This window comes from Bacillus sp. SIMBA_154 (assembly GCF_046536015.1).
Classification (GTDB): Bacteria; Bacillota; Bacilli; order Bacillales; family Bacillaceae; genus Bacillus; species Bacillus pumilus_P.
The window spans coordinates 70,864-80,131 of record NZ_JAWJBV010000016.1 but is presented as its reverse complement, the minus strand read 5'-3'; the positions used below and the strand labels follow the sequence as shown (position 1 = coordinate 80,131).

At 39.9% G+C, this 9,268-nt stretch carries 16 protein-coding genes; all 16 read right to left on the bottom strand.

The window, feature by feature from the left end:
- Positions 1-284: RusA family crossover junction endodeoxyribonuclease (locus R0K30_RS17595; RefSeq protein ID WP_410611987.1), on the bottom strand; the 284-nt coding region annotated here is incomplete at its 3' end.
- Complete coding sequence (locus R0K30_RS17590; RefSeq protein WP_410611985.1) at positions 281-940, bottom strand: hypothetical protein; 660 nt, start codon at positions 938-940, stop codon at positions 281-283. The genes R0K30_RS17590 and R0K30_RS17595, both read right to left, overlap by 4 nt.
- On the bottom strand, positions 937-1,137 hold the full coding sequence (locus R0K30_RS17585; RefSeq protein WP_410611983.1) for a hypothetical protein: 201 nt from the start codon (positions 1,135-1,137) through the stop codon (positions 937-939). The genes R0K30_RS17590 and R0K30_RS17585 overlap by 4 nt, the downstream gene beginning before the upstream one ends.
- Before the next feature lie 14 nt (positions 1,138-1,151).
- Positions 1,152-2,444: a replicative DNA helicase gene (dnaB, locus tag R0K30_RS17580; protein ID WP_410611981.1), complete on the bottom strand. Its 1,293-nt coding sequence runs from the start codon at positions 2,442-2,444 to the stop codon at positions 1,152-1,154.
- Complete coding sequence (locus tag R0K30_RS17575) at positions 2,416-2,703, bottom strand: replicative helicase loader/inhibitor (protein WP_410611979.1); 288 nt, start codon at positions 2,701-2,703, stop codon at positions 2,416-2,418. Before R0K30_RS17575 ends, dnaB begins: the two co-directional genes overlap by 29 nt.
- 5 nt (positions 2,704-2,708) lie before the next feature.
- Positions 2,709-3,509: a hypothetical protein gene (locus R0K30_RS17570; RefSeq protein ID WP_410611977.1), complete on the bottom strand. Its 801-nt coding sequence runs from the start codon at positions 3,507-3,509 to the stop codon at positions 2,709-2,711.
- A gap of 201 nt (positions 3,510-3,710) precedes the next feature.
- Positions 3,711-4,415: an MBL fold metallo-hydrolase gene (locus R0K30_RS17565; protein ID WP_410611975.1), complete on the bottom strand. Its 705-nt coding sequence runs from the start codon at positions 4,413-4,415 to the stop codon at positions 3,711-3,713.
- Positions 4,412-5,332, bottom strand: a complete 921-nt coding sequence (locus R0K30_RS17560) for a recombinase RecT (RefSeq protein ID WP_410611973.1) — start codon at positions 5,330-5,332, stop codon at positions 4,412-4,414. Before R0K30_RS17560 ends, R0K30_RS17565 begins: the two co-directional genes overlap by 4 nt.
- A complete protein-coding gene (locus R0K30_RS17555) occupies positions 5,325-5,570 on the bottom strand; it encodes a hypothetical protein (protein ID WP_410611971.1) in 246 nt (81 codons plus the stop codon). The genes R0K30_RS17560 and R0K30_RS17555 overlap by 8 nt, the downstream gene beginning before the upstream one ends.
- Positions 5,567-7,549, bottom strand: a complete 1,983-nt coding sequence (locus R0K30_RS17550) for an AAA family ATPase (RefSeq protein WP_410611969.1) — start codon at positions 7,547-7,549, stop codon at positions 5,567-5,569. Before R0K30_RS17550 ends, R0K30_RS17555 begins: the two co-directional genes overlap by 4 nt.
- A gap of 101 nt (positions 7,550-7,650) precedes the next feature.
- On the bottom strand, positions 7,651-7,869 hold the full coding sequence (locus R0K30_RS17545; protein ID WP_410611967.1) for a YqaI family protein: 219 nt from the start codon (positions 7,867-7,869) through the stop codon (positions 7,651-7,653).
- Entirely contained in the window at positions 7,866-8,060 is a 195-nt protein-coding gene (locus R0K30_RS17540; protein WP_410611965.1) for a hypothetical protein, read from the bottom strand. Before R0K30_RS17540 ends, R0K30_RS17545 begins: the two co-directional genes overlap by 4 nt.
- A 182-nt stretch (positions 8,061-8,242) precedes the next feature.
- On the bottom strand, positions 8,243-8,413 hold the full coding sequence (locus R0K30_RS17535; RefSeq protein ID WP_410611963.1) for a hypothetical protein: 171 nt from the start codon (positions 8,411-8,413) through the stop codon (positions 8,243-8,245).
- A complete protein-coding gene (locus R0K30_RS17530; RefSeq protein WP_410611961.1) occupies positions 8,414-8,689 on the bottom strand; it encodes a hypothetical protein in 276 nt (91 codons plus the stop codon).
- Positions 8,690-8,691: 2 nt separating this feature from the next.
- Complete coding sequence (locus R0K30_RS17525) at positions 8,692-8,949, bottom strand: helix-turn-helix domain-containing protein (protein WP_260859064.1); 258 nt, start codon at positions 8,947-8,949, stop codon at positions 8,692-8,694.
- Positions 8,950-9,045: 96 nt separating this feature from the next.
- Positions 9,046-9,243, bottom strand: coding sequence for a helix-turn-helix domain-containing protein (locus R0K30_RS17520; RefSeq protein WP_061409410.1), 198 nt, complete (start codon positions 9,241-9,243; stop codon positions 9,046-9,048).
- Between the last annotated feature and the right edge of the window lie 25 nt (positions 9,244-9,268).

The following is a 9,268-nucleotide window of genomic DNA, read 5'->3' as shown; positions in this document are numbered from 1 at the left end:
TTATCAACATCCGGCTTCTTAGCTGGTCTCAGCTCGCCTCTTTCAGCTTCTGCGGCCTTTTTCTTGCTGAAGCTTTTTAATGTGGATTTGTAAACTTTAACCCTCAATTCCAGAGGGCCTGTAAGAAGTTGATCAGGACGGTGATCACTTGCTGCCAACTTCACGTATTGCTTAAAGTCTCGTGATTTCTTGGGATCGTATAATCTCGTCATTCCATTCATGTGAGTAGCTCTTGGACGCCCCTGTGCAACTGGCTCTCCGTAGACGGTGAATGCTATTTTCATAGTTTTTCATCTCCTTGAACATAACGACTTTTCGCATGGTACAAGTACCCTTCTTCATCTTCATGATCCCAGCCATTTTTGAGATCAGCAGGCATGATCTTCACCTTTGTTTCACAGCTGTCACATGCGGTGAATCTAAAGCCCTTATTAACCTGTTTGTCTTGTTTCAATCCACACTCAGGGCATTGAAATTTAGTCTTACATTTCACGCGGTCAGGTTCTGGATTTTCCTTTTGAACAAGAGCTATGCTTTCGATTTGGTCCATCACACTTACGTGTTCTCCGATGCTCGCATTCAAAGTCCGTTCATTATTCAAAAGAGCAGTTGATCTTGGTCTCACTCCCTTTGGTTCTGTTGATTTCGTGGGAACAGGAGTAGTTTTCTTCTCATCGTTTGACTTAGACATAGATTGATCTTGATGAAATGGCTTGCTATGATTGGTTGCTTTGTCAGTATGAGTTGGTTCTATCGCTCTGTTAACTGATGAAGGGGCAACTGCTGAAGCCCTTTGTCTTCCGTTTGGATTTAAAGAACCTCTATGCATGTACATGTCTAGTTTAGTGATCAACTGACCGACTTCTTCAGCAGTGTAATTATCCGCTTCAAAGTTCACTTCTTTACCATTTGAAAAGTCTTGGATTTGTAGTTTAATCATTCTGCTTCCTCCTCAATCGCCATCCTGGCATTGTATGTTTCAATACTTTTCCCTCGCTCACTCTTGGCTGAAATGACTATCATTTCAAGATCATAGAGTGATAGTTTCTCGAGACTTTCAAATTCATTCGGTTTATATCCAATGCGCTTCAATTCTTTGAGCAAGAACTGTTTGCGCTGATTGCTATTGATTGACATGTTCATTCCTCATTTCACATTGCGGCTTCCATTTGCCGCGATAGATTTACAAACTTCCCGTACTCTTTCACGAATACTGCGTTTATTGTTCCTGTTGATCCATTCCGTTGTTTTGCAAAAATGATTTCAACAATGTTTTTAGCTTCGCTTTGTTTGTTGTAGTAATCATCCCGATAAAGGAAAGTCACTATATCAGCATCTTGCTCAATACTCCCTGAATCTCGCAGATCAGACATCATAGGTCGTTTATCATTTCGATTTTCTACGCCGCGAGAAAGCTGGGATAACAAGATGATCGGAACGTTGAAACTTCTAGCCATATTTTTAAGTTCTCTCGTGATCTCACCAACCTCATGGTTTTTGCTCTCAGCTTTACCAATCGGCGTGATAAGTTGAAGATAATCAATGATGACTAAATGATCTTGATCAGGATGATCTTTCTTGGTTTTTCTTATCCTGGAACGGATGTCAGCTAATGTTTGGGTAGGCTGATCATGAATATAAATATCTAACTTTTCATATTCGCCCATCGCACTATGGGCACGATCATAATCATCCTCACTAAAATATCTCTTTGGATTCCTCCACTTCGTGCCTTCAATACTCCCTATGCTGCTTAACATACGGTGTGTTAATTGTGTATCAGACATTTCCAGTGAAAATATGTCGGTTACTCCACCATTTAGCGCGTTATTATAACCAAGGTTAAGAGCGAACGCTGTTTTCCCCATCGATGGACGAGCAGCCACAATAATCAAATCACTCTTTTGCCAACCGCCTGTCATGGCATTAAGATCCGCAAGACCCGTGTTGACTCCAGTCAGATCACCATGATCTTCTTCCATGCTCATGAAAATCTCGGTTAATACATCCATTTTCGTCCGAGTCTCTCGTACGCCTACTTCTTGAGCTTCAATTGTTTTTTGATAAAGCTCGGTGATGCCCTCATCAGTAGGGGAACTGGCAAATGCTAAAGCAGCACTTTGCAAATCTCTAAGTCTAAAAGCCTCGTAAATTAATGTTTCATAGGTTTCAAATGAATGAGTAGATGGAACAGCGCTCGCTAGGTTGGTTAAGTATTCGAAACCCCCAACTGCATTTAAAGTGTCCCCCATAGATGCAGCGATATTGGCCATTTCCACTTGTTTACCTAGCTTGTCCACTTCCCTCATCGCTTCAAAAATTTGCTTGTGACGCTCTTCAGCAAAATGCTTAGACTCTAAAGCTGTTTCCTTGATTAGATCGCCTTCAAGGATGATGCAACCCAGTAGAAACTGTTCAGCTTCGCTGTTTCGCAAATTTTGCATTCTTTTCCCACTCTTTCTGCTTTTCTATGAAGTCATTTGGTTCTGGCTGGTGTACTTGTATCTCTGCGATTACAGGCGGGAAACGTTTTTCAGCAATGTGCTGATCAATCTTTTTTAAAACAGGTTCATATTGAAGTGCCGTTAAATGCTCTAACCAAAGCCTGATTCTTTCTTTTCCGATCGCGTCTGTAGAGAGTTCAAATCTAGGATAGGCAGCAGCTATCCTTGTTAAGATAGCCATCGCTTGGTCTTTGGTCATGCTAATCATCCTCCTCCAAATTTAATGTCATTTTCTTTTGCATAGGCCTCTAATACTGATAAGTTGTCTTGTTGTCTCTTTGGTTTAAATTCAGATATGTTGCTAGGTTGATTTTTGGCATGCCACCGATCAAGAATGCCCTTCTCCAGGTAAGTAAACGACTTGATGCCATCCGCTCTATGTCTTGGTCGGTATTGATCAAAAATCTCATCAATCCACAGCAATATGTCTTCAAGGGGTATCTGCTCCTGAATGATCCTATCAATGGCCTGTACATCAGCAGGAGTTATCATCAATCCACCTTTTCGAGACAAGTATTTTTCTTCGATTTGTTGGAAAGGAGAATCATTTCCTGCTGGCGATCTCTCTTCTTCCTCTTCTTTATTTCTTAAATTCTTTACATTCTTGTTTGTGTCTGCAATCGGTCTATGATCGGTCTGCTCGTGGTCTGCTTTCGGTCTAACCTTGGTTTCTTTTTCTTGATAAACACTGTAATTACAAATGGTTATGGTGGTTTTCTTGCGGTCTGATTTTTTGATAATCATCTCGTCGTTTTCGAGAAGTTTCAGAAAGTTTCTAGTCTTGGCTTTCCCCCACTTCCACCGGTCCATTAGTTTCAATTCTGAGGTGATTAAACTCCCTTCAGGAACATGAATTATTTCCAGTCCGAGCTTCACCTTTGCGTCTTTATGATTTGCCATCATTAAAAGATCGAGCCATGCCTCATATCTTGAAAAGGTTCTTTCTTCTTCATAGAGCCAATGATTCCTAATAGCTCTATGTAATTTAATCCATCCAGTAGACAAACAAATTCCTCCTTCCCAACTATTTGCGTTTGAGCCTACAAATAGCGTATTTGCCTTCAATTTTTATGACTTCGAGATGCGGTTCATACTTGGCCATGTACGTGCTTATATACATAGCCAATACCTTTTTCCGCATCTGTGGAGCGACTGATCTGGCCATCGTAATAAAACAATAGGGATAAGCTGTTTTAAAAAGCTCGCTCATTTCGGAACATAGACAACCTTTCCTGTTTGTTTTGCTATTTCTTGTTTGAATAGTTGCTCATCACTGTTTGTGTCAGATAGGTGTAACAACCATATTTCCTGCACTTTTGACAAGTCATTTGCCTCTAGGAATGTCTTTACATTCTCTAAGCTGAAATGCGACTGTATGAGCCGATTACGCATGCTTTTGTGAATGCTACCATTCTCAATATTTGCATCCAAGATCGCTTCAGAGTAATTGCACTCAACCATGATGTGCGTGAGTCCAGGAAACTTGTATTTGATGTAATAGGTGTCAGTGGCAAAGAGCAGCTTGTCTCCGTCCTCATTAGCCAATAGGAAACCATACGGCTCCGAGACATCGTGTTGAACATCAAAGGGCATAATAAGCCACGTGCCGATCCTAAACGCCTGTCGAGCTTTTACAAGATTGATTCTGTGGTGATTTTCCACTCCAAGAGCTTTTGCCGTTCCATGAGACATATAACAATCGATTCCTGCACGTAGGACATCTTTTAAAGCCTTGCAATGATCACCATGCTCATGAGTGATGAGGCAACCAGCGAAGCTCATATTGAAATCAAAAGCACGTTGCATCACTTTAAAGGTGATACCACACTCCAAAAGGAGCGGGGTTTTACCATCAGTCACCCGATAGCAATTCCCCTTACTACTTGATGAGACAGCGTTTATTTCAATCAAAATGGTGGTTCCTCATTTAATGCAGACGGCTTTTCAACATGTTCATTTGATGGTTGTGACTCAGGCTCTTCACGTTGCTTTATTTCAGGTGTTTCTTGATGCTGTTCTGAATCTTCTTCAGGTTCATTGAAACCAACATCAATAATTTCTGAATTAGCATTTTCACTAATTTCTTTTTTCACTTCATCCGGAGTAACATCTACCCGTTCGTTTTCATACTCATTTTCAGTAGAATTATTAATTGCTTGGACAAGCAGATCACTGTCATCGCTTGTGTTTATAAAATTCTTAGCCGCACGATTGATAACGGTTCTTTTGGCCATTTCCTGTGGAAACTTATTCTGAACCGCTTTTGTTTTCGCTTGGCTCCAGGAAGTTTCAATTTCTTTTTTTGTCATGATGGTTAGCAGTTCCATATCATCAATGGTCTTCACTACTGCATAAGCCCCAATGATTGGCTTGTCTCTGTTTTCAAACTTCGTTTCATGCTTGATAAGTTTTTCCCGACCTCCATCAATCTCATAATCAAATACATCGCCTTCAAAGATCACGTTTGCCCATATATCCTTAACATTGGTCAAACGTTTCAAGACTGCTTGTGTACCAAAATATGAACGATTTAGTTGTAATTGTTTCCCGTACGGAATGAAATAACATTGTGTTTTTGCAGGGCTTAAACCTTGTACAACCATATCCAATAATGAATTAGCAATAGATTCACGAGAGCAACTTTCTAATGCGGGTCTTCCATCTTTATCCTTCAGTTCTTGAAGCTTAAAAAAGGCACTCTTTAATGCATTGCTAGCATTATAGTTAGATGGAAGAACCAATCCTTCATCTTTTAACCTGCTTAGACTATTGTTCACATCATCTGTAATATTTTTTTGTACGTGTGCCAATTGATTCTGATTACTCATCCGTATCCTCCTCATAAATAAATCTGACCTTTTTACCTTGATGCTCCCTTAGAAAGGCCTCAAGTATTCCAGCAAAATCCGATGGACCATATAAGTCTCTTTCCAAAATTGCATCTTCCGGGCATTCAGAGAGCGGACCAGCGCTCATAGCCTCTATACCATCAATAAGCAGCCTTTCACGTCTAAGTCCTTCCCATCCTTCTCCTGAAAGAACTTTCACCTCTACCACTTCACTCATGCGATCACCTCACAATCTACAGTCAACAAGTTGTCATCAGTTTCAACTCGCAGCTGCTTGTCCTTCTCGGATACTATCAAGCTAATAACTTGAGCATTCACATCGATTAGATTCGTGACCGCCTCACTGTTATCAACGAAGATCGGCGCAGAAATACCATAATGCTCATTTAACGTATTAATGATGTCTAAACCGACATTAATACGTGCCGCATTGTTTAAGCCTTTAGAGTAAGGCACACCTTCATACAGCGTTTCACACGTTTCTGTTAAACCACCGTTGACTTGTTCCTCAAAGAGTTTGAAGCTGGCATATTTGAATTTGCTGTTTATCCGTTCTTCCATAAGGTTCATCTTGGTTCGGATGAATTCTTCAATAAGGAATGACTGCTGCTCTACATCGTTGTATTCATCAGCCATTTTTCGTTCTTCATTTTTTAGCTCTTCAATCCGTTTCAGAGCTTGTTTGGCTTTATCAATGCAAAGTAGATCATTAAGAACCAATTTCATTTCTTGCTTTTTTTCCTTGATCTGCTCGTTAATCGTTTGAACAGCTCCACTTGTCTCCTGCTCATCTGACTGGATCTCGCTTTTAATTTTTTCGATCTCTTCGATCTTGGCTTGATACGTTGGATTATTGGTAATTGGAGCAATGGACGCTTCTGCTTGCTCCATATCTTCTTTCAGTTTTTCAACGGCTGCTGTCGTAAACTTCTCTTTCATGATCAAAAGCTGAATCTTCTCATCAACCTCATATAACTCAGTCTGCTTATTGTCATATTCAATTCCTAATTGTTTCCCCTTATCGACTATTCGCTCTAGGGCTTCACTTTTTTGTAAATTGAATTTCTCAATAGCAGTTTGTAATTTTTCAACCGGTAATGCTTGTCCGCATGTCGGACAATCTGTTTGATGATCCTCAAACGTTTGTTCATTTTTTTTAGACCATTCTTCTCGTAACTCCACACGTTCTTTATCTATCTGAGATAAAAAAGATGTTAAGTGCTCCTTCTTCATGATCAAGTTACTGAGATCATTTTGGATTTGAGAAAGATCGTTTTTTGCTTTGTAGTAAGCTTCTTTCTCTTTGTTAATGACCTCAAACCGTTGAGAGTCATGTTCATTTTTGATTTGCTGTAGCTCACCTTCGAGTTGAAGCATGCGTTTCTTACGATCTGCACCTTCATCTGCTTTGATAGAGCGAACTTTCTCTTCCAATGCCATAAGTGATGACTCCAGAGCTTTTAGCTCTTCTTTCAGTTGTTCATGGTCAAGATCACTGACATCATCAATAGAGCGGTTGATTTCATCGATCCTTACCGGATATTGCTCAAGGAGCTTATTAATCTTTTTACGTTTTTCAGTAAGGATGCGCTTTTGCTCATCCAGACTTTTGTCACCTAAGATCGATTGAAGCTTTGACAATGAATTGTTTTTTGAAATAACGTCCTCATCAGTCACAGCACCACCGATCTCCATGAGAACGTTTAGGCGATCCTGCCACTTCATTTGTTCATTGAAGTAACTTGGAGATGTAATGAGTTTAAAAATGTCCTCAGAGATAATGTCATTGACCTTCTCAGCAAACTCTTTTTTCTTAACTGGCACGTCATTGACGTAGTAGTCAGTCGTATGGCCAGAAAAGACTTGCTTTGCTGATCCCCGTTTCTTGATCCATTTCTCTGAATAGACCTTTTTCAATTCAACGGATTTACCATCGATCAGTAGGACAGCTGATACTTCGTGATCAATGCCACTGACCGCTTTGTTATCCTTTGAGAGCGTCTTGATCTCAAAGTCTTTTTTGTTTTGACTGTCTTTATCAAAGAGCAGCCACATGAAAGCATCAAACAACGTTGTTTTGCCTGTAGCGTTATCACCATAGACCTTTGCGCTTCCTCCACCTGTTTCAAGGGTGAATGATTTTACACCCTTGAAGTTTGATAGATGGAGTTCTGCCAACCTGATATTTTTGGTCATGAACAAGCCTCCATTGATTTACAGTGCCAACCTGCTATAATAGGGGTTGACACTTTTATTTTCTTTTTTTGTAATTGGTTCACTTGTGGGAGTGGACCTTTTTATTTTGTATTCACAAAGGTGAAATCCAGTTGCTCCTTCAGATAGCGTTCCAAGTTATCAACTAGAATCATTTCCCCAACATTCTCATCAATGACATACTCATCATTAGAAAAAATCTCATCCCCAAAGTAGTCAGTTCCAACGACATCAACCACTTCAATTCCTTTTGGATAACCAGTAGCATTTATTTGAGTAATCATTGGATGTTCAATGTTCATGCTAAAACACCAACCTTTCTTCGGATCGCATCAGCAGTGAGCTTTTTATATTCTTCATACGACTCTTGATTAGGGAAAAAGAAAATAGGTTCCCCATGAAAAGTAATCACAATTTTTCCTCCAACTTTCGCTAAACGGACTTGATCGCCACGTCTTTCTGAAAAAGGTTGAATAACAGGTTTTTCTCTCATTACTTTTTCCTCCTATTATTTATTGATGCTTATTCGCATCGTCCGACTGCAGATGGTGCATGAATTGAGGGGATGGGGTGTGTGTGTGCATTGTCCATCCGCAAGCCGGACGACAAGAATAAAACTTGTCGTGCTCTTTAAAGAGCGACATAATTCATATTGATCAATTCGTTATTCATGAACTAAGCAGTGAGTGTAGGAGCTTGCTGCTTTTTTCTGTTTTCTATTTCCGATCTGATCTGTAATTCCGTAGCGGCTAATAAAATGAGCCCTTCCTCTGTATGACGCATCTGACATTCTTTCACGATATCTTTCGCCTTCATTAAGCAACTTGCTGTGAACAAATACTTCATCTAAATCAACCCTTTCATTTTGTTTCTTAGTGATTTTGGATATGTTACTGGCGTAATCTTTGCAGCTGACATCAACAATTGCACCTTTGCTTGTTTTTCATAGCGCTTGATTTCTTTTAAAGATTTAGATATATCTTGATGAGTTGCTAATGCCGTATCGGTATCACCTTTCTTTAAAGCTTTCATCAATCGTTTTTGCAATGTTTCGATGCAGATCATTTCTCTTGTTATTCCATCGTTATTGATGTTTTTGAAAATCGATTTTCGTTTCTTCATCTTCATCCTCCAAACAAAGCCATAATGGCCGTTATTTGCTGTGTGACTGCCAGTGGATCAATGCCGCATAATGTAGCAATCATTGCTTCTTTAGCGTTTGTGGCTTCCATCCACCTTACATATGTAGGTACATCAAGCACCTTCTGATCATTTTCGATCTTTGATATGCAACTGCGAGAGCGGCTAAGCATTTCAGCAAGTCGTTCTTGGGAAATGCCTGCCTGCAATCGCGCTTTACGAAGCACCACACCCAACTTCAAAACCTCTCCACCCCCTCTCAATGTTCCTATCTGGAACATGTTCCGAATTGGAACAGCAAATCTCATATATCCGCTGTATTCTAAGGTGGTAAATTCTTAATCATTCACTGGCTGAAAGTTGGATTCCATTTGTGACATTTGCCATTCTTCTAGAACTTCTCGTGTAAAGAAAATTCTTTTCCTTACTCGGAAGAATGGTATTTGCCGCTCTTTCACCATTGTGTAAACAGTGTCGTGATGTACTCCAAGAAAATCAGCCGTTTCTTGAACACTCATAGTTGATTTTGTTGGCATATCTTATCTCTCCTAGTCATTAAAT

Coding starts and splice junctions, on each gene's coding strand:
- R0K30_RS17545 (WP_410611967.1), bottom strand. CDS start 7,869: ATGAACATTGAACATCCAATGATTACTCAAATAAATGCTACTGGTTAT.
- R0K30_RS17550 (WP_410611969.1), bottom strand. CDS start 7,549: ATGACCAAAAATATCAGGTTGGCAGAACTCCATCTATCAAACTTCAAG.
- dnaB (WP_410611981.1), bottom strand. CDS start 2,444: ATGCAAAATTTGCGAAACAGCGAAGCTGAACAGTTTCTACTGGGTTGC.
- R0K30_RS17520 (WP_061409410.1), bottom strand. CDS start 9,243: ATGCCAACAAAATCAACTATGAGTGTTCAAGAAACGGCTGATTTTCTT.
- R0K30_RS17585 (WP_410611983.1), bottom strand. CDS start 1,137: ATGTCAATCAATAGCAATCAGCGCAAACAGTTCTTGCTCAAAGAATTG.
- R0K30_RS17540 (WP_410611965.1), bottom strand. CDS start 8,060: ATGAGAGAAAAACCTGTTATTCAACCTTTTTCAGAAAGACGTGGCGAT.
- R0K30_RS17535 (WP_410611963.1), bottom strand. CDS start 8,413: ATGAAGTATTTGTTCACAGCAAGTTGCTTAATGAAGGCGAAAGATATC.
- R0K30_RS17555 (WP_410611971.1), bottom strand. CDS start 5,570: ATGAGTGAAGTGGTAGAGGTGAAAGTTCTTTCAGGAGAAGGATGGGAA.
- R0K30_RS17530 (WP_410611961.1), bottom strand. CDS start 8,689: ATGAAGAAACGAAAATCGATTTTCAAAAACATCAATAACGATGGAATA.
- R0K30_RS17560 (WP_410611973.1), bottom strand. CDS start 5,332: ATGAGTAATCAGAATCAATTGGCACACGTACAAAAAAATATTACAGAT.
- R0K30_RS17575 (WP_410611979.1), bottom strand. CDS start 2,703: ATGACCAAAGACCAAGCGATGGCTATCTTAACAAGGATAGCTGCTGCC.
- R0K30_RS17590 (WP_410611985.1), bottom strand. CDS start 940: ATGATTAAACTACAAATCCAAGACTTTTCAAATGGTAAAGAAGTGAAC.